Origin of the sequence: Streptomyces sp. WM6372 (assembly GCF_001279655.1) — a bacterium.
Classification (GTDB): Bacteria; Actinomycetota; Actinomycetes; order Streptomycetales; family Streptomycetaceae; genus Streptomyces.
In genome coordinates, this window is sequence record NZ_LGDB01000249.1 from 120241 (window position 1) to 138782 (window position 18542).

Annotated in this window: 16 protein-coding genes; 10 read left to right on the forward strand and 6 right to left on the reverse strand. The window is 73.4% G+C overall.

Features of this window, described 5'->3' with window-relative positions:
- The first annotated feature begins 9 nt into the window (after positions 1-9).
- Positions 10-2793: a glycoside hydrolase family 2 protein gene (locus ADK52_RS37955; RefSeq protein WP_053694388.1), complete on the forward strand. Its 2784-nt coding sequence runs from the start codon at positions 10-12 to the stop codon at positions 2791-2793.
- 190 nt (positions 2794-2983) lie between these two features.
- Positions 2984-4087: a mechanosensitive ion channel family protein gene (locus ADK52_RS37960; protein WP_053694389.1), complete on the forward strand. Its 1104-nt coding sequence runs from the start codon at positions 2984-2986 to the stop codon at positions 4085-4087.
- A 9-nt stretch (positions 4088-4096) separates the two neighbouring features.
- On the opposite strand, the gene ADK52_RS37965 is transcribed toward ADK52_RS37960, so the two are convergent.
- On the reverse strand, positions 4097-4672 hold the full coding sequence (locus tag ADK52_RS37965; protein ID WP_078988911.1) for a MepB family protein: 576 nt from the start codon (positions 4670-4672) through the stop codon (positions 4097-4099).
- A gap of 97 nt (positions 4673-4769) precedes the next feature.
- Here ADK52_RS37965 and ADK52_RS37970 point away from each other — a divergent pair, with 97 nt between their 5' ends.
- Together ADK52_RS37970 and ADK52_RS37975 are read left to right on the forward strand one after the other, a co-directional pair.
- Entirely contained in the window at positions 4770-5768 is a 999-nt protein-coding gene (locus tag ADK52_RS37970; RefSeq protein WP_053694390.1) for an NAD-dependent epimerase/dehydratase family protein, read from the forward strand.
- Between the two features lie 87 nt (positions 5769-5855).
- Positions 5856-6608, forward strand: coding sequence for a hypothetical protein (locus tag ADK52_RS37975; protein WP_053694391.1), 753 nt, complete (start codon positions 5856-5858; stop codon positions 6606-6608).
- Between the two features lie 9 nt (positions 6609-6617).
- Here ADK52_RS37975 and ADK52_RS37980 read toward each other — a convergent pair whose 3' ends face one another.
- Both ADK52_RS37980 and ADK52_RS37985 read right to left on the reverse strand, forming a co-directional pair.
- Positions 6618-7733, reverse strand: coding sequence for a sensor histidine kinase (locus tag ADK52_RS37980; protein WP_053694392.1), 1116 nt, complete (start codon positions 7731-7733; stop codon positions 6618-6620).
- Complete coding sequence (locus ADK52_RS37985) at positions 7726-8493, reverse strand: response regulator transcription factor (protein WP_053694436.1); 768 nt, start codon at positions 8491-8493, stop codon at positions 7726-7728. Before ADK52_RS37985 ends, ADK52_RS37980 begins: the two co-directional genes overlap by 8 nt.
- Before the next feature lie 222 nt (positions 8494-8715).
- Here ADK52_RS37985 and ADK52_RS37990 point away from each other — a divergent pair, with 222 nt between their 5' ends.
- From ADK52_RS37990 to ADK52_RS38000, 3 genes are read left to right on the forward strand one after another with little or no spacing between them, the layout of a single operon-like run.
- On the forward strand, positions 8716-9441 hold the full coding sequence (locus ADK52_RS37990; RefSeq protein ID WP_053694393.1) for a glycosyltransferase family 2 protein: 726 nt from the start codon (positions 8716-8718) through the stop codon (positions 9439-9441).
- Entirely contained in the window at positions 9438-10100 is a 663-nt protein-coding gene (locus ADK52_RS37995) for a TIGR04282 family arsenosugar biosynthesis glycosyltransferase (RefSeq protein ID WP_053694394.1), read from the forward strand. Before ADK52_RS37990 ends, ADK52_RS37995 begins: the two co-directional genes overlap by 4 nt.
- A gap of 20 nt (positions 10101-10120) precedes the next feature.
- Positions 10121-10789, forward strand: coding sequence for a class I SAM-dependent methyltransferase (locus ADK52_RS38000; RefSeq protein ID WP_234344426.1), 669 nt, complete (start codon positions 10121-10123; stop codon positions 10787-10789).
- Positions 10790-10858: 69 nt separating this feature from the next.
- Here the strand turns inward: ADK52_RS38000 and ADK52_RS38005 are convergent, their stop codons facing one another.
- Together ADK52_RS38005 and ADK52_RS38010 are read right to left on the reverse strand one after the other, a co-directional pair.
- Entirely contained in the window at positions 10859-11263 is a 405-nt protein-coding gene (locus tag ADK52_RS38005) for a hypothetical protein (protein ID WP_053694395.1), read from the reverse strand.
- Complete coding sequence (locus tag ADK52_RS38010; protein ID WP_053694396.1) at positions 11263-12411, reverse strand: molybdopterin-dependent oxidoreductase; 1149 nt, start codon at positions 12409-12411, stop codon at positions 11263-11265. The genes ADK52_RS38005 and ADK52_RS38010 overlap by 1 nt, the downstream gene beginning before the upstream one ends.
- 112 nt (positions 12412-12523) lie before the next feature.
- On the opposite strand from ADK52_RS38010, the gene ADK52_RS38015 reads away from it, so the two are divergent.
- Both ADK52_RS38015 and ADK52_RS38020 read left to right on the forward strand, forming a co-directional pair.
- Positions 12524-13972, forward strand: coding sequence for a glycosyltransferase 87 family protein (locus tag ADK52_RS38015; RefSeq protein WP_053694397.1), 1449 nt, complete (start codon positions 12524-12526; stop codon positions 13970-13972).
- Positions 13973-14110: 138 nt separating this feature from the next.
- The gene (locus ADK52_RS38020; RefSeq protein WP_053694398.1) at positions 14111-16420 is read left to right on the forward strand and encodes a family 20 glycosylhydrolase; all 2310 of its coding nucleotides are present in this window, start codon (positions 14111-14113) and stop codon (positions 16418-16420) included.
- 60 nt (positions 16421-16480) lie between these two features.
- Here the strand turns inward: ADK52_RS38020 and ADK52_RS38025 are convergent, their stop codons facing one another.
- Complete coding sequence (locus tag ADK52_RS38025) at positions 16481-17095, reverse strand: GNAT family N-acetyltransferase (RefSeq protein WP_053694399.1); 615 nt, start codon at positions 17093-17095, stop codon at positions 16481-16483.
- A gap of 189 nt (positions 17096-17284) precedes the next feature.
- Between ADK52_RS38025 and ADK52_RS38030 the strand changes: the two genes are divergently transcribed.
- On the forward strand, positions 17285-18520 hold the full coding sequence (locus ADK52_RS38030; RefSeq protein ID WP_053694400.1) for a cytochrome P450 family protein: 1236 nt from the start codon (positions 17285-17287) through the stop codon (positions 18518-18520).
- Positions 18521-18542: the final 22 nt, after the last annotated feature.

Below are 18542 nucleotides of genomic sequence, written 5' to 3' on the forward strand. Positions count from 1 at the left end.
GAGACCATCGTGTTCCCCTTTCCCGTCCGTGTCGTCCGTTGGGAAACCTCGGTCCTGGCCGTGCTCGGCCTGTTGGGCGCGCTCGTCGCGGGCGCGCCGGCCGCGGCCCCCTCACCCCGGGCTCCGCACGTACCGGCGGTGACCGCCGTCCCCGCGGCCGCGGGGAGCGCCACGGCCCTGTCCGGGTACGCCATCCGCTCGACGGCCGAGGTCTCCGACGCGGCGGCCCTCGTCTCCGCCCCGGGCTACCGGACGACCGGCTGGCACCCGGCGGGGCCCCGCTCCACCGTGCTGGCCGCCCTGGTCGCGGACGGCACGCATCCCGACCCGTTCTACTCGACCAGCCAACAGCGCATCCCGGCCGCCGATTTCACCGTGCCGTGGTGGTTCCGCGCCGAGTTCACCGTGGCCGACACCGCCGCGCGCACGTACCTGGACTTCAGCGGGGTCGTCTCCGCGGCGGACGTGTTCGTCAACGGGAAACAGGTGGCCACGGCGTCCGCCGTCGCCGGCGCGTACACGCACCACGAGCTCGACGTCACCGAACTGGTGCGGGCCGGCGCCAACGCGGTGGCCTTCCGGATCAAGCCGAACGATCCGCGCAAGAACCTCACCATGGGCTGGCTCGACTGGTTGCAGCCGCCCCCGGACCAGAACATGGGCATCGTCCGCGACGTGCTCGTACGGCGCGGCGGCCCCGTCGCCCTGCGCGACGCGCACGTGCTGACCGGTCTGGCGATGCCGTCTCTGGCCTCCGCGGACCTGACGGTGAAGGCGAAGGTCCGCAACGACTCGGCCGAGGACGTCACCGCCGCGGTGTCCGGCAGCATCGGGTCGGGGATCGCCTTCCGGCGGGAGGTGCCCCTGCGCGCCCACGAGACGAAGACGGTGGCCTTCACCCCGGCCGACACCCCGCAGCTGCACCTCGACCGGCCGCGGGTGTGGTGGCCGGCCGGAATGGGTGCGCAGGAGCTGTACGAGCTCGATCTGGCGGTCACCGTCCCGGTCCCGGGATCGGGAGCCGGCGCCGGTTCCGGTTCCGCCGGCGCCGGTTCCGCCGCCGTCTCGGACCGGGCCCGCCACGGCTTCGGCATCCGCAGCGTCCAGGCGCCGCTCAACAAGGACGGCGCCCGCCAGTACTCCGTCAACGGCCGGCCGCTGCTGATCCGGGGCGCCGGCTGGTCCCCCGACGAGCTGCTGCGCTGGGACCCCGCCTATACAGAGGACAGGCTGGCGTACGCGCGGGACCTCGGCCTCAACACCCTGCGCCTGGAGGGACACCTCGAACAGGACGAGTTCTTCGACCTCGCCGACCGGTACGGGATCCTCACCCTGCCCGGCTGGCAGTGCTGCACCAAATGGGAGGGCGAGGTCAACGGCACCGAGGCCGGAGAGGGCTGGACCGCGGCCGACCACCCCGTCGCCAGGGCCTCCATGGCTGCCGAGGCCGCCCGCCTGCGCGATCACCCCAGCGTCATCTCCTTCCTCATCGGCAGCGATTTCGCCCCGGACGCGGAGATCGAGCGGGGCTACGTCGACGCGCTGAAGGCCGCCGACTGGCCCACCCCGGTGATCCCCGCCGCTGCCGCCAAGTCGGCGCCGCTCACCGGTGCTTCGGGGATGCGGATGCCGGGACCGTACGACTGGGTGCCCCCGGGCTACTGGTACGACAAGCGGGAGGGCGGGGCCACCGGCTTCAACTCCGAGACCAGCGCGGGCCCCGACATCCCCACCCTCGACACCCTGCGCCGCATGATGTCCCCGGCCGAGCTGACCTCCCTCTGGAAGGACCCGGCCGCGCCGCAGTACCACCGCTCGCCCTCTCGCACGTACGCCACGCTCAAGCTGTACGACGATGCGCTGAGCGCCCGGTACGGCGCCCCGCGCAGCCTGGAGGACTACGTCGCCAAGGCGCAGCTCGCCCAGTACGAGAACGTCCGCGCGCAGTACGAGGCCTACGCCCGCAACGCGACCGACGCCTCGAAGCCGTCGACGGGGGTGATCTACTGGATGTTCAACAGCGGCTGGACCTCGCTGCACTGGCAGCTCGTGGACCGCTACCTGGATCAGAACGGCGCCTACTTCGGGGCGAAGAAGGCGAACGAGCCGCTGCACATCCAGTACGCGTACGACGACCGGACGGTGGCCGTCGTCAACCGCCGTACGGTGCCGGTGTCGGGGCTGACGGCGCGGGTCTCCCTCTTCAACACGGACGGGACGCGGAAGTACGACCGGACGGTGACGGGCCTCGCCGTCGGCGGGGACGGCGCGAAGGCCATCGCGCTGACCCTCCCGGCGTCGGTGGACGGGCTGTCGACGACCCATCTCGCGCGGCTGGTCCTGACCGACGCCGACGGGCGCGAGGTGAGCCGCAACGTGTACTGGCTCTCCACGCGCCGGGACGTCCTCGACTACACCGAGAGCGACTGGTGGCACACCCCGACCACGGCCTACGCGGATCTCACCGGGCTGCGGTCGATGGCTCAGGCGGCCGTCTCCGCCACGGCGACGACGAGCGTGAGCGCCGAAGAGCCCTCGACCTCCACGACGGTCGTCACCGTACGGAACACCGGCACCGGGAACACCCCGGCCCTGCTCACCGACCTCCATCTGGTCGACGGCAAGGACACCCCCGTCCTGCCCGTGCGGTGGTCCGACAACCAGATCAGCCTGTGGCCCGGCGAGTCGGCCACCCTGACGGCGACCTACCGCACCGCCGACCTGCACGGCTCAGCACCCAGGATCCGGATCTCGGGATGGAACACCCCGACGGCCACGGTCCCGGCCACCTGACACCGGCCCACCTGCGCGAGGCCTCGGGCCATGGGGCAGGATGGCAGCCCGTTCCGGAATGCGTACACGCGCCCGAACGAGGCTCCACGCACGAGAAACTGACAGGTGACAAGGTGACGACACACCTCATACGACGGCCCGCCGGGCCCGTCGCCGCTCCCCCGGTCCGGCGCCGAGCGGAGGGCCTCCGTTGAACCGGGAACTCCTCCTGCACGACTGGCTGGTGGCCGGGATCGCGGTGGCCGCGGGCGCCCTGGCCGGGCTGCTGCTGCGCGCGCTGCTGCGCTGGCTGGGCCGGCACGCCGAGCGGACGCGGTGGACCGGCGACGACATCATCGTCGACGCGCTGCGCACCCTCGCCCCGTGGGCGGCCGTCATCGCCGGCGCCGCGGTGGCCGCTTCCACCCTGCCGCTCACCGCGCGGGTCCTGGGGTTCGTGAACCAGTCCCTGACCGCCGTGCTCATCCTCATCGCCACGCTCAGCGCGGCCCGGGTCATCGCGGGTCTGGTCCAGTCGGTGGCGGGGGCCCGGACGGGCGTCGCCGGATCGGCGTCCATCTTCGTCAACATCACGCGGATCGTCGTCCTCGTGATGGGTGTGCTCGTCGCGCTCGAAACCGTGGGCGTGTCCATCGCACCGCTGGTCACCGCCCTCGGGGTGGGCGGTCTGGCGGTGGCCCTGGCCTTGCAGGACACCCTCGCCAACCTCTTCGCGGGCGTCCACATCCTCGCCTCGAAGACCGTGCAGCCCGGTGACTACATCCGCCTCAGCAGCAGTGAGGAGGGGTACGTCGTCGACATCAACTGGCGCAACACCGTGGTCCGCAACCTGTCGAACAACCTGGTGATCATCCCCAACGGGCGCCTCGCGCGGACGAACATGACCAACTTCACCCAGCCCGAACAGCAGTTGTCGATCCTGGTCCAGGTGGGCGTGGGCTACGAGAGCGATCTGGAGCACGTGGAGCGGGTGACGCTCGACGTGGTCGACAGCGTGATGGCCGACATCAACGGCGCGGTCCCCGACCACGAGGGCAAGGTCCGGTTCCACACCTTCGCCGATTCCAGGATCAACTTCACGGTGATCCTGGGCGTCGGCGAGTTCAGCGACCAGTACCGGATCAAGCACGAGTTCATCAAGCGCCTGCACGAGCGGTTCCGGACGGAGGGCATCTCGATCCCCGCGCCCACCCGGACGGTCCAGCTCCACCAGGACGGGCTCCAGGCGTCGGCGCTGCCCCCGGTCCCGCACCAGCGCGAGGCCCCGCCCCGTTCGCCCGCCACCACCGGCTGAGCCGAACCCCTACCGGTGGTACAGCTCCTCGGCGCGGGCCAGGTCGACGGCGCCGTCCTGTGGCAGGTGGAGGAAGTGCTCCACCTGCCACGCCTGCGCCCGGTCGGCCTGGCGGTTGGCGGTGGCCACCCACGGCGGGTACACGCGGAAACCCCTCTTCCCGCCGGAACCGTCCACCGATACGACGCCGTACCGGCGGAGCGCGTCCACCGGGAAGACGAACTGGCCGAAGCCCTCGTCGTCGTGGCAGCTGATGACGAAGAGGTCCACGCGATCCGCGGCGTCGAAGGGCTGGATGGGCCCTCCCGGGGACCGCTTCCACACGGTGACGAACTGCCCGGCCTTGGTGGGTGTCGTCTTGGCCGCGCGGAACCGGACGGCGCGTGCGTCCAGGGTGAACTCGTGCGCGGCGTACGCGGCGCCCTCGGCCTCGGGAACCGGCTGCGAGCAGGTGAATCCGCACGGGTCGTAGACACGTGACTTCGCCGCGAGCAGATCGTCGTGGACCCGGATCCCGTCCGGCCACGGTGCGGGGCCGGCAGGGGCGGGACGGGGGTCGGCGGAGCGCTCTCGGTGGGTCGTCATCGGGCCACCCTGTCATGGATCCCGGGACCTCTTACGGATCGGTGACGTGCGGCCGGGAGAGCGCCTCCGCGGGCGGGCCGGGGCATAGCGTCGGGTCATGCGCGTACTTGTGACTGGAGGAGCGGGCTTCATCGGCTCGCACATCGTCTCCGAGCTGGCCGGCCGCGGCCACGACCCGGTGGTGTTCGATCTCGCGGAGGACGGAAGGGACGTACGGGACCCCGGCCAGGTGCGCGAAGCCCTGGCCGGGATCGACGCGGTCTGCCACCAGGCGGCGAAGGTCGGCCTGGGCAAGGACTTCGGGGACGCACCGGCGTACGTGTCGGCCAACGGTCTCGGTACGGCGGTCCTGCTGGCCGAGATGGCCGGGGCGGGCGTGCGCAGGCTGCTCCTCGCCGGTTCGATGGTCGTCTACGGCGAGGGGCGGTACGCGTGCGCCGCGCACGGCGTGGTGCGGCCCGGCCCGCGCGCGGAGGCCGATCTGGCGGCCGGCCGGTTCGAGCCGCGCTGCCCGCACTGCGGGGCCGATCTGGCTCCCGGACTGGTCGGGGAGGACGCCCCGATGGACCCGCGGAACGTCTACGCCACCACCAAGCTGGCCCAGGAGCACCTCGCCGCCTCGTGGGCGCGGGCCACCGGTGGCTCCGCGATCTCCCTGCGCTACCACAACGTGTACGGGCCGGGGATGCCCCGCGACACCCCGTACGCGGGGGTCGCCGCCCTGTTCCGCTCCGCGCTGGCGAGGGGCGAGGCCCCGCGCGTCTTCGAGGACGGCGGCCAGCGGCGGGACTTCGTGCACGTACGGGACGTGGCCGCGGCCAACGCCGTGGCGGTGGAGTCCCTGGCCGGCGGGCCCGCCGGGTTCACCGCGTACAACGTCGGCAGCGGCGATCCGCGGACCGTCGGTGACATGGCCAAGGCGCTGGCCGCCGCGTGCGGGGGACCGGACCCGGTGGTCACCGGGGAGTACCGGCTGGGCGACGTCCGGCACATCACCGCCGACTCGGCGCGCCTGCGCCGGGACCTGGACTGGCGTCCGGTGGTGCCGTTCGCCGCCGGCATGGCGGAGCTGGCGGCCGGGGCGGACGCCCGCTGACCGGCTTTCGGCCGCCACGGCGCCTTCGGCCCCGCCCGATATCCTGGTGGTCCGACATCGGGGGCTCCTCTCAGGAAGGGCAGCACGATGAATCGGCAGACGAACCGGTACCGGTACCGGGGTCTCGTGCTTCTCGCGGCCCCGCTCCTCGCCTCCTCGGTCGCCCTCACCCCCGCCTTCGCGGCCCAGGGCCGAACCGCGGCGGCGGGCGCCGCCCGGGCGCCCGTGGCACCCTCCTGCGAGCTGACTCCGGGCAGCGGTGGCGGCAAGCCGGGCGACTCCCTGCGCTACGACCTCCACCTCAGCGGATTCGCCCCGAACCAGTCGGTGCGGGTCGAGGGGAAGTCGTCCTTCCGGACCACGGTGGACGGCGCCGGCTCGCTCGACCGGCAGGGCGTCCGCTACGGCACGTACGGCGTCAGTTACCGGGAGAGCGGATCGCAGCAGGGCAAGCACGTCTCCTGCACCACCCCGCCCAGGGAGCAGAAGCCGGGCAGCGGCAAGGGGAGCGTGCAGGTCACCAAGGTCGAGGTGTTGACGCTGACCAAGTCGGGGAGCACCGTCGACTGCACCAAGCCGCCCAAGCTGGAGTTCGACGGCAAGATCACGGGCACCGGGCAGGGGAAGGTCCGCTACTTCTGGACGTACGCGTCCAGCGCCGATCCGATCTCCTCGGGCACGGCCGAGTTCACCCCCGGCACCACGAGCGTCTCCCTCTTCAAGGTGGTGGAGGGGTCGGTGATGGCGAACACGAAGACGGTGAGCGCGTTCGTCACCCTGCACGTGCCGGATTTCAACATGACCGCGCGGAGTGAAAACGTGCAGGTCACCTGCACGTAGCCCTGATCGCTACGCGGGCGCCGGGAGGGTCAGTTCGAAGCGGCAGCCTCCGGTGACGTTGCGGACGTGCGCGTGCCCGTCGTGCGCCTCGACGATGCCGCGGACGATCGCCAGGCCCAGGCCCGCGCCCCCGGGAGGCGTACGGGCCTGGGTCCCGCGCCAGCCGGTGTCGAAGACGCGCGTGAGGTCCTCCTCGGGGATGCCGCCGCAGGCGTCGGTGACGGACAGCACCACCGAGCCCTCGCGGGCTTCGGCGGCGATCGCGACCGTGCCGTCGGCCGGGGTGTGGCGGATGGCGTTGACCAGCAGGTTCGACAGGACGCGGGTCATTTCCTTGCCGTCCACCTCCACCGGGAGCGAGCTGATCCCGTCGCCGACCAGCCGTACGCCGTGCTCGCGGGCGAGGGCGTCGGTGCCGGCCAGGGCGTCGCCGACGAGGTCGTAGAGGTTCAGCCGGGTGGGGCTGAGGCTGAGGGCGCCCGCGTGGATGCGGGAGAGCTCGAACAGGTCGCCCACCATGGAGTTGAGGCGGTCGACCTCGGTGCGCATCTGGCGGTGGTAGCGGGCGGGGTCGGCGGCCATGCCGTCCTCCAGCGCCTCCGACATGGCGCGCAGCCCGGCCAGCGGGGTGCGCAGATCGTGCGAGATCCAGGCGACGAGCTCCCGGCGCGAGGTCTCCAGAGCCCGCTCGCGCTCCCGGGACGCGGCCAGTCGTTCGCTGGTCAGGGCCAGTTCGCGGCTGAGCGCGGTGAGTTCGGCGGGGGCCGGTACGGCGGGTGTGGTGAAGGTGCCCTCCTCTCCGAACACCCGTGCTGCGCCGACGAGTTCACGGCAGCGCAGGACGACCTGGCGCCCCAGCAGCAGGGCCGTGCCCAGCGAGACGGCGGCGGCCACCCCGACGACGACCGTCACCACGGTCAGGTCGTGGGAGGAGAGGAACATCGCCCAGGCCACCGCGAGCGTTCCGGCGAGCATCGCGAGCACGGCGACGGCGGTCACCACGGCGAGGGAGACGGCGACGCTGCGCCGCCGCAGTATCCGCAGGGCCACGGCGCCCAGGGCTCCGGCGCCACCCGCGCCGAGGAGCGCGTACAGGGCGATCAGCAGCAGGTCCTGGTCAGGCATGTTCATGGCCGTCCGCCCTTCTGGGGTCCGTGGCGGGGGCCGCCGGGGTGGGGTGGGCGTCGAAGCGGTAGCCGGCGCCCCAGACGGTCTGGATCAGCCGGGGGTTCGCCGCGTCGTCCTCGATCTTGCCGCGCAGCCGGCGGACGTGGACGGTGACGGTGGACAGGTCGCCGAAGTCCCAGCCCCAGACCTCGCGCATGAGCCGCTCCCGGTCGCAGACCTGCCCGGGGTGCCGGAGGAAGAAGGCCAGGAGGTCGAACTCCCGCAGGGTGAGGGCGAGTTCCCTGCCGTCCTTGCTGACGCGGCGGGCCGCCGGGTCCAGGCTCAGGCCCGCCGCGGTGAGCCGGGGGCCGGCTGCCGGTGCGGCGTGGGCGGCCCGGCGCAGGACGGACCGCACGCGCAGGACGAGCTCCCGCGGGCTGAAGGGCTTGGTCACGTAGTCGTCCGCGCCGACTTCCAGGCCCAGGATCCGGTCGTCCTCGTCACCGCGCGCGGTGAGCATGATGACCGGGACAGGCGGCGTCGCGCCCTGACCGCCGTGCGGGCCGGCGGCGCGCTCGCGCGCCCGCAGCCGCCGGCAGACCTCCAGTCCGTCCATGCCCGGCAGCATGAGGTCGAGGACCACCAGGTCCGGTCGCTGCTCCTCGGCTGCGCGCAGGGCGGCCGGTCCGTCGGCGGCCAGGCGCACCGTGAAGCCGGCCTTGTCGAGGTATCCGGCCACGACCTCCGAAACGGTCGGGTCGTCGTCCACGACCAGGATGTTGCCGAGGACGGGGTCCGGTGTGCCCGCCCCGCCCGTCCCGGCCGTCCCGGCCGTCCCGCGGCCCTCGTCCGTACCCTGCATATTGCTCACTGCCATGGCCCCAGCCTGTCATCCGCCGCGGTCCGCGTGTACGTCGCCCTCCCCGGATCGGGCCCGGTGTCCGCGTTTCGTAAGGAGTTCAAGCCCCTTTCGTCCCCGCCCGCTTCCTACGGTGTGGACGTGACTGATTCTGCTTGTGTGCCGCCCCGGGCGGACCTCGTACTGCCGTGTCTCGACGAGGCGGAGGCGCTGCCCTGGGTGCTGGCGCGGGTGCCGGCCGGCTGGCGGGCCATCGTCGTCGACAACGGTTCCACCGACGGCTCGGCCGACATCGCCCGCGACCTGGGAGCGACCGTGGTGCGCGAGCCCGTGCGCGGCTTCGGCGCGGCCTGCCATGCCGGGCTGCTGGCCGCGCGCGCCGACCTCGTCTGCTTCTGCGACTGCGACGCCTCCCTGGACCCCGGGCTGCTCGCCCCCATGGCGGCCCGGGTCCAGGCCGGCGAGGCCGATCTGCTGCTCGGCCGGCGACGCCCGCGGGGACGCGGCGCCTGGCCGGCCCACGCCCGCGCCGGGAACCTCGCGCTGGCGCGGATGCTGCGCCGCCGTACGGGGCTGCGGCTGCACGACCTCGGACCGATGCGGGTCGCGCGCCGCGAGGCGCTGCTGGACCTCGGACTGACCGACCGGCGCAGCGGCTACCCGCTCCAGATGGTCGTACGGGCGGCCGACGCGGGCTGGCGGGTGGCCGAGACGGACGTCCCGTACCTGCCGCGCGCCGGCAAGTCGAAGGTCACCGGGACCTGGCGCGGCACCTGGCACGCGGTGCGGGACATGCGGCGGGTGCTGGCCGAGACGCCCGCCGCCCGGTCCGTCCCGGCCGGCGGGGCCTGCGGGGCCTGCGGATGAGCACCCAGGCGAGCGGGCACACCGACGACGGCCAGGGCGGGGGCACGCTGATCGTCGTCGCCAAGGCCCCGGTCCCCGGCCGGGTCAAGACCCGGCTGACCCCGCACTTCACCCCGCAGCAGGCCGCCGCCCTGGCCCGGGCCGCACTCCAGGACACCCTGGACACCGTCCTCGCCACGCCGGCCCGGCGGCGCGTCCTCTACCTCGACGGGGCGCCGAAGCACTGGCTGCCCGAGGGCATCGAGGTGGTCCCCCAGTGTGCGGGCGGGCTCGACGTCCGGCTCGCCGCGGCCTTCGCCCTGTACGAGGGTCCCGCGCTCCTGATCGGCATGGACACCCCGCAGGTCACCCCGGAGCTCCTCGCCCAGGGCCTCGACTTCACCGGTACGGACGCCCGGTTCGGCCCGGCCCTGGACGGCGGGTTCTGGGCCCTCGGGCTCGCCGAGCCCGATCCCGCGCTGCTGCTGGGCGTGCCCATGTCCGTCTCGGACACCGGGGCGGTGCAGCGCCTGCGGCTGACCGCGTCGGGGCGGGCCGTACGGGACCTCCCGGTCCTGCGCGACGTCGACACGCCGGACGACGCCGCCGAGGTCGCCGCCTCGGCGCCCGGAACCCGGTTCGCCGCCCTGCACGCCGAACTGTGCGCGGCCGTACGGTGACCGCGCAGATGACGGCAGGGATGACGGGGATGACAGGGCGGCTGGTGGAACCCGCCGCCCAGGCCTGGCGGGCCGACCCGTACTCCGACGCCGTGCGCACCGGACACGGGCCCCTCTTCCTGCGCCGCAGCGACGGCTGGCTGCTGCCGCTCGAAGTGGAGCGCTGGTGCGCCGAGGCCGACGCGGCCGACGCCACCGTCCTGGCCCGCTGCGAGGGTCCGGTCCTGGACATAGGCTGCGGCCCGGGCCGCCTGGTCGCCGCCCTCGCCCGTCTCGGGCAGCCCGCGCTGGGCGTGGACGTGACCCCGGAGGCGGTGGCCCGTACGGTGCGCACCGGCGGCAGCGCCCTGTGCCGGTCCGTGTTCGACCCGCTGCCCAGCGAGGGCCGCTGGGGCACGGTCCTGCTCATCGACGGGAACATCGGCATCGGCGGCGACCCCGGCGCGCTGCTGCGCCGGGCCGCCCGGCTCGCGGCCCCGGGCGGCACCCTGCTGGTCGAGGTGGCCACCGTGGACGTCGACGAGCGCGTCGAGGTGCACGTCGAGGACGGGAACGGCGGCCGCGGGGCGCCCTTCCCGTGGGCCCGGCTCGGCACGCGCGCGCTCCGTACGGAGGCGGCGGGCGCGGGCTGGACCCGGGCGGTGACCTGGCACGCGGCGGGCCGCGCCTTCGTTCAGCTGCGGCGCTGAGCGCCCACCAGGACGTACGGAAAGCGGCTGACGCGAGGGCGCGTCAGCCGCTTTCGTGTGTCCGGCCGCTCAGGTCCGCCGGCGCGCCCCGCGCAGCGCCGCGCCCGCCGCGAGGTACAGGCCCGTGGCCGCGGCGATGGCCGCCATCGTCAGCAGCCAGTTGCGCAGGTAGTCCAGCGGCAGCACGGTCGGATTGGCCGCCCCGCCCGGGCGCAGGAGCGGCGGGAGGGCGATCGCGGTCAGGGAGCCCGCGACGATCAGGGCGGCGCGCGGGACCCCGCGCAGGCGCAGGCCGACGGCGCCGGTGAGCGCGGCGACGGCGATCACGAGCGGCGCGACCAGTGCGTCGTGCACCACGACCGCACCCGCGAGCCACAGCGCGATCCGCCACGGCGAGGGCTGCTGGAGCAGCAGGGCACCGCCCAGTCCCATGAGGACCAGGCCGGCACCGGCCACCGCGTACCGGTACGTCATCACGCCACCTCCAGTCGGCCGACCCACTTGGTCTGGAGCACGCCGGGCCGGTTCGGGGCGATGATCCGCGCCGGGTAGCCGTGGTCCGGCGAGAGTTCCTCGCCGCCCAGGCGCAGCGCGAGCAGGGTGAGCGGGTCCTGGGCGTACTCGCGGCCCATCTCCGTCACCCGGTACGCGCCGACCGGCTCCAGGGACTCCACGCGGGCGCGGGCGTCCGGGCCGCCGCCCGCGCGTTCCAGCAGGTCGCGTACGCGGACCCCGGTCCACCGGGCGTTCTTGCTCCAGCCCTCGACGCAGGCGATGGGCAGTGTCACCTCGTACTGCGGCATCGCGCGCAGTTCGTCGAGGGTGAGGGTGTACGGGCGGGGTCCGGCGACGGTCAGCCGCCAGTCCCGTACGGATGCCGCGGTGATCCCGGCCGCCTTCGCCGTACGGTTCACCGGGAGCCCCTGCGGTCCGACGGCGGGGTCGCGCGGGGCGAACAGGTCGAGCCCCCCGAGCGCGGTCACCGACTGCCCGGCGGTCGTGAGCGTGACCGCCCCCACCGCCGCGGCGACGCCCACCAGCAGCGCGCGCCGGTCCGGGCCGTCGGCCTCGGGCAGTGCGAGCGTGCCCGGGGAGCGGCGGGTCCAATGGTCTTGGATTTCGGGCCACTTCACGGCGACGTGCACCATGAGCGCGCCCAGCAGCAGCCAGGACAGCGCGAAGTGCACGGGGACGAAGGAGAAGGGCCAGGGGTACCACTGGAAGGTGTTCAGCAGGCCGGTGAACAGCTCGAACACGCCGGCCGCCACCAGGACCGCCACGGAGGCCCGTTCGAGCGCGTGCCGCACCGACCGCAGCGGCGGCCATGCGAACAGCCGGGGGTAGACCGCCCACAGCTTCGCCAAGAGCAGCGGGATCGCCGCGATCCCGGAGACCACGTGGAGTCCCTGGGTGAACCGGTAGCCCCAGTAGGGGCGGCTCGGCAGCCGGTCGGCGAGCCAGTGCGGCGGGTGCTGGAGGGAGTGGCTGAGCACACCGGTCGCGAAGCAGACGGCGAAGGCGAGCCCGAGCCATCGGCCGACGGCGGTCGCGGTCCGGGCGTCGTGCAACCGCGCCTTGAAGGTGACGGGCGGGTCGGACGGGAGACGGATGGGGAAGCGCATGGACCCATGACACCCCCGGGAAGCCGCTCGGAGGCGGTTCGGACTCCTTACGAAACGCGGACATGGGCGGCGCGGGACCCCGTCGCGCGCCGTTCCCTGGAACGCTGCGGCTGTGAACCTGCGTACCGCCCCAGGCCCTTCCGCCCCCGCTGCCCTCCCGGTCCTCGCCCTTCCGTCCCTCGGCCTCTCCGCCCTCGTCGCCGCCCTCGTGTGGACCGTCCGCCACGACGGCAATTTCACCGACCCCGCCGGACTGTCCTGGCGGTACGCGGCCTGCTGGGCGCTGTTCGCGGTCGCAGTGCTCGCGCTGCGCCGGGTCCCGGCCGCGCTCGTCGTGCCGCTGGTGCTGGCGGGGGCCGTCGCGGTGGCGGCGACGGGACTGGTGGCGGCTCCCCGGACCAGCACGGATGCGTACCGCTACGCCTGGGACGGCCGGGTCCAGTCCGCCGGCGTCTCCCCGTACGACCACGCCCCGCAGGACCCGGCGCTGGGCCGGCTCCGCGACCCGTGGCTCTTCCCCACGGGGGCCGCCGCCTGCACCGGCCCGGACCGGGCCAGGATCCCGTACGCCGGGGACACCCCGCACTGCACGCGCATCAACCGGCCCGCTGTGCACACCATCTACCCGCCCGTCGCCGAGGCGTACTTCCTGGCCGTCGACCGGCTCTCCCCCGCGGGCGCCCGGCACAAGCCGCTCCAGATCGGTGCCGGGGTGCTGTCCCTCGGCGTGACCGGGGCGGTGCTGCTGATCCTGCGCCGGCGCGGCACGGACCCGCGCCGGGCCGCGTACTGGGCGTGGTGCCCCGCCGTTCCGATCGAGGCCGTGAACAACGCGCACGTCGACGTGCTGGGGGTACTGCTGGCCGTGGCCGGTCTGGGGCTCGTGGCCGCGCGGAGCCCGGTGCGCCGGGCGGGCGGCGGGCTGGTCCTGGGCGCCGCCGTCGCCACGAAGCTGATGCCGGCGATCGTCCTCCCGGGGGCCCTGTCCGGCGTGCGCCGGGTGCGCGACGCGGTCACCGTACTGCTGCCGGCCGCCGCGTTCACCGCGCTCGCGTACCTGCCGTACGTCCTGCTCTCGCACGGCTCCGTCTTCGGCTACCTCGGCGGGTACGTGGCGGAGGAGGGGTACGAGGACCCCTCGGCCGGGTCCCGCTACGCGCTGCTGAGGCTGCTGCTGCCGGGCGACTGGGCGGTGCCGGTGCTGCTCGCCGCGATGGCGGGCGTGTGCGGGTACGTGCTGTGGCGCGGGGATCCCCGACGGCCGTGGAGCGGCGCGCTGTTGGTGACGGGGTGGGCCTTCGCCCTGCTCACGCCCGGCTATTCGTGGTACGCCCTGCTGCTCGTCGGGCTCGTGGCCCTGGACGGGCGCTGGGAGTGGCTGGGCATCGCGGTCGCCGGTCCCGCCGTCTACGTCACGGGCCAGGCGTTCGGCTCGCGGGGGGCGGTGAGCACGACGGCGTACGGGGCGGCCGCGCTGCTGGTGCTCGTGGTCACGGCGGTGCGGTGGCAGCGGCGGCGCGGCGCGGGGCCCGGCACGGAGTCCTCGCACGCGGCTTCGTGACGGGTGGATGCGCGATCCTGCTCGGTAGAGCGGGGTTTCGAGCAGGTATTGACATGCATCCGACACTGCGCTGCACTTTGGCTGCACCTTGGCTGCCTCTTGAACTCCCCCTTCCCTCCCATGACTTGGGGATTCTCCATGCGTCTGCTCAGATTGCTGATCGCCGCCGTCTGCGCGGTGGCCGCGCTCTCCTTGCCCGGTGTCGCCGTCGCCGCACCCGCGCAGGCCGCCGCCGGGCCACCGCAGACCGTTCCGGCGCTGCGACAGTGGACGGCCGCTACCGGCGCCTACACCTTCACCGGGACCAGCCGGATCGTCGTCGATCCCGCCTACGCCGCCCAGCTCTCCGACGAGGCCGCCACCTTCGCCGAGGACCTGGGCGCCCTGGCCGGACGTCCCGTCGCCGTCGTCACCGGGGGCGCCTCCCCCGGCGACATCGCGCTGGGCCTCGGCGACCCGGGGCTGCCCGCCGAGGGCTACCGGCTGACCGTCGCAGGGTCCGTCACGATCCGGGCCGGGACCGACACCGGCGCGTTCTACGGCACCCGTACCGTGCTCCAGCTCCTGCACCAGTCGGCCACGGTGCCTGCCGGTACGGCGGTCGACTGGCCCGCCAAGGCGGAGCGCGGGCTCATGATCGACCAGGGCCGGAAGTTCTTCACGGTCGACTGGGTCAAGCAGCACATCAAGGAGCTGGCCTACCTCAAGCTCAACTACTTCCACTTCCACCTGTCGGACACCTTCGGGTTCCGCCTCGAAAGCTCCACCCACCCGGAGATCGTCTCGGCCGACCACTACTCCAAGCAGGACATCGCCGACCTCGTCGCGCTCGGGCAGAAGTACCACGTCACGATCGTGCCCGAGATCGACACCCCGGGGCACATGAACGCCGTCCTGGCCGCCCACCCGGAGCTCAGGCTCAAGAACAGTTCCGGCACGGCCAGTCCCGATTTCATCGACCTCTCGCTGCCGGCCTCGTACACCCTGATCAAGGACCTGGTGAACGAGTACCTGCCGCTGTTCCCGGCCCCGTACTGGCACATCGGCGCCGACGAGTACGTCACCGACTACGCCAAGTACCCGCAGCTGCTCAGCTACGCCCGCGCCCACTACGGGGCGGGCGCAACCGCCAAGGACACCTACTACGGGTTCGTGAACTGGGCCGACGACCTGGTGCGGGCGGCCGGCAAGACCACCCGGATGTGGAACGACGGCATCAAGGCCGGGGACGGGACGCTGACCCCGCACCCCGCGATCCTCGTCGAGTACTGGTACAGCTACGGGCTCACCCCGCAGCAGCTGGCCGCGGCCGGCCACAGCGTCGCCAACGAGTCCTGGACGCCGACGTATTACGTGCTCGGGGGCGCCAAACCCGACACCAAGTGGATGTACGAGACCTGGACCCCCGACCGCTTCGAGGGCGGGGCCACCCTCACCGACCCCTCGAAGAACCCCGGCTCGCTGATCCACGTGTGGTGCGACAACCCGGCCGCCGAGACGCAGGAGCAGATCGCCGCGGGCATCATGTACCCGCTGCGCGCCCTGGCCCAGCAGACCTGGGGCTCCCCCAAGCCGGCGGCCACGTACGCCGCCTTCACCCCGATCGCGGCCGCGGTCGGGCACAACCCCGCGTGGCCGGGTCTCGCCCAGCCCGGCAACCTCGCCCGCAACCGGCCGACCACCGCCTCCAGCACCGAGACCGCCGACTTCCCGGCCTCGTCGGCCACCGACGGGGACCCCGGCACCCGCTGGTCCAGCGGGTACACGGACTCCCAGTGGCTCCAGGTCGACCTGGGATCCGGCCAGGCCGTGAGCCGCGTGGTGCTGCGCTGGGAGGCCGCGTACGGGAAGGCGTTCCAGATCCAGCTCTCCGACGACGCCGCGACCTGGCGCACCGTGTACACCACGACGACCGGCGCCGGCGGGGTCCAGGACCTCACCGGCCTGTCCGGATCGGGCCGCTACATCCGCGTGTACGGCACCAAGCGCGGCACGGCGTACGGCTATTCGCTGTACGAGTTCGAGGTGTACGGCGGCGGGTTGAGCGGCACCCGGACCATCGGCACGGCCGGCAAGGCCCTGGACGACCCGGGGAGTTCGAGCGCTCCGGGTACCCAGCTGATCACCTGGATACCGCACGGCGGCCCCAACCAGCAGTGGCAGCTGGCGCTCAACTCCGACGGCTCCTACTCCATGCTCAACGGATCGTCGAAGCTCTGCGCGGACGTATCGGGCGGCTCCACCGCGCCCGGCGCGGCCGTCGTCCAGGCCGCCTGCACGGGCGGAGAGGGCCAGCGCTGGATGCTCACCGCGCTCGGCGGGGGCGACTACTCGGTGGCGAACAAGAAGAGCGCGCTCCTGCTGACCACCGCGTCCGGGGCGGACGGCGCGCTCGCCACGCAGCAGCCGGATTCCGGTTCGGCCTACCAGCGGTGGCGGATCGTCTGACCGGACGGCGTGGTGCGGGCTCCCCCGGCGGTGCGAAGGTCTTCGCCCCGCCGGGGACGTTCAGCGGTCGGCGCGGGCTGCCCGGGCTGCCCGGGCTGCGCTGGACGCCTCGGCTGCCCGGGCTGCCCGGGCCGCGCGCCATTCCGGGGCGAGGACCGACCAGACCTCCTCGTCGTGCCGCTTGCCGCGGTACGGATAACTCTCGCGCAGCACGCCGTCCTTGGTCATCCCGAGCCGCCGGGCCACGGCGATGCTGGGCTCGTTCCCGGCCGAGACCACCCACTCCACGCGCTGGATGCCCCGCTGCTCGACGGCCCAGTCGATGATCACGCGCACCGCCCGGGTCACCAGTCCCCGGCCCACGGCCGACGGCTCCAGCCAGCAGCCCGCCTCGGCGACGCCCTGCGCGACGTCGAACCTGCGGTAGAGCACCGCGCCGACCAGCTTTCCGCCGGCCCAAATCCCGCAGAGCCGCCCGGCGTCGGCGGCCGTCTTGCCCGCGTAGGCCTGGAGGAACGCCCGGCTGGAGTCGAGGTCCGTGACGACGTCGGGGAGTCCGTTGAACTGCCCGATGAACTCGCGCCCCCGGTCCACGTGGGCCAGGAACTCCTCGGCCTGCCACGGTTCGAGTGGGCGCAGCTCCGCTCCGTCGTCGCCCAGGGATATCGCGAACATCGTCACCTTCCACGGTCGGGACCAGCGCCTATGGCGGAGCGATCTTCTCACGCGACCGTCTGAACTCACGGGTAACACCCTGACCGTTCGCGGAACACCCCGCCCACCACGCACGTTGTGCCGGAGATGGAGAAACCCTCACACCGCCACGAACACCTCTTACACGACGACCTCTCGAAGGAGTCCCGCGTGAGCCAGGCCCCCACCGACCCGCTGGTCCTCGATCCCGCCGGCGCCGACCGGCACGCGGAGCACCGGCTGCTGCGCGCCCAAGGGCAGGCGGCCCGCGTCGACATCCTCGGCGTGACGGCGTGGGCCGTCACCGACCCCGCCCTGCTCAAGGAGTTGCTCACCAGCCCGGACGTGTCCAAGGACGCCCGCGCGCACTGGCCGGAGTTCGAGCAGGCCGTCCAGACGTGGCCGCTCGCCCTCTGGGTCGCGGTGACCAACATGTTCACCGCGTACGGAGCCGACCACCGGCGGCTGCGGCGGATGGTGGCTCCCGCGTTCAGTGCCCGCCGGGTGGCGCTGCTCCGTGACACCGTCGAGGACATCGTCACCGGCCTCCTCGACGAGCTCGCCGCCCTCCCGCCGGGCGAGGTGGCCGACCTGCGCGAACGGCTCGCCTACCCGCTGCCCATCGCGGTCATCGGGCACCTGATGGGCCTCCCCGAGGAGCAGCGCGGTGACTTCCGTACGGTGGTGGACGGGGTCTTCGACACGACCCTCACCCCCGAGGAGGCCGCGGCGAACACGGTCCGGGTCTACGAGGTCCTCGCGGAGCTCATCGCCGCCAAGCGCGCCGTGCCCGGTGACGACATGACCTCGCTGCTCATCGCCGCCCGCGACGAGGAGGGAGACGGCTCCGCGCTCTCGGACTCCGAGCTGAGCGACACCCTGATCCTGATGATCAGCGCCGGGTACGAGACGACCGTCAACGTCATCGACCAGGCGGTCACCGCCCTGCTCACCCACCCCGACCAGCTGGAGCACGTGCGCGCCGGGCGCAGCAGCTGGAGCGACGTCGTCGAGGAGACCCTGCGGCACGAGTCGGCCGTCAAGCACCTGCCGATGCGCTTCGCGCTGGCCGACATCCCGCTGGCCGACGGGCGGACCATAGCCAAGGGGGAGGCGATCCTCGCCTCGTACGCCGCGGCCAACCGGCACCCCGACTGGCACGGCCCGGACGCCGACGCCTTCGACGTCACGCGGGTCACGAAGGACCACCTCGCGTTCGGACACGGGGTCCACTTCTGTCTCGGCGCTCCGCTCGCCCGGCTGGAGGTCGCGACCGCCCTCGAAGCTCTGTTCGACCGGTTCCCCGACATCGAGCAGGCGGTGCCCGCCGACGAGCTGCTGCCCGTGACCTCCCTCATCAGCAACGGCCACCGTTCACTGCCCGTCCGGCTCGGCCCGTCGGCATGACCCGCTCGGAGTACGTCGGCAT